This is a genomic window from Vibrio sp. 1727 (assembly GCF_033344415.1).
Taxonomy (GTDB): Bacteria; Pseudomonadota; Gammaproteobacteria; order Enterobacterales; family Vibrionaceae; genus Vibrio; species Vibrio alginolyticus.
In genome coordinates this window covers 1-605 of sequence record NZ_JAWPOT010000430.1, presented here as the reverse complement: position 1 = coordinate 605, position 605 = coordinate 1, and the positions used below count along the sequence as shown (strand labels likewise).

Genomic DNA, 605 nt, shown 5'->3' with positions numbered 1-605 from the left:
CATCGGCACCGCTAGCAGAAAAAGACGCACCGAAAAAGGATGCTGAATCTAAAAAGGAAGCCTCTAAACCGGTTGAGCCAGCAAAACCAGCAGAACCAACAAAGGTTGAATTTGAAGAGAAGCAAGGCAAACGTGGCGTCAAGCTCGGCACCGTAGCGATCATTCTTTCAATCATCTTCGGTGGCGGTCTCGCTTATAAACTTCATGAGCAACAAGCCGATTACCAAACTCAAATCGCTCAGCTACAAAACCAACTAGAAAAAGCGCAAGCTTCGATGAAGCAAGAGCTAAACCAAGTTAAAGAAGAAACCATCGAGAAAGCGACCACAGTAACGCACAAAGCAGAAGTGGTGCTTGGTCAACAACAAAAGAGCATTGAAAGTTTACAACTCGCCGTCGCAGATGTGAAAGGCCGACGTCCAAACGACTGGCTATTGGCAGAGGCCGATTACCTTGTGAAGTTGGCTGGTCGTAAACTGTTCTTAGAGCATGACGTAGAAAGCGCAACTCAACTAATGGAAAGCGCAGACCAACGTATTGCCGCGCTAAACGACCCAAGCTTAGTTAAACTGCGTAAAGCGATGGCAAACGACATCACCAAACTG

At 46.9% G+C, this 605-nt stretch carries 1 protein-coding gene; it reads left to right on the top strand.

The window, feature by feature from the left end; genetic code table 11:
• A partial coding sequence (locus R8O10_RS26160; protein WP_318192089.1) for a uroporphyrinogen-III C-methyltransferase occupies window positions 1-605 on the top strand: 605 nt, incomplete at both ends.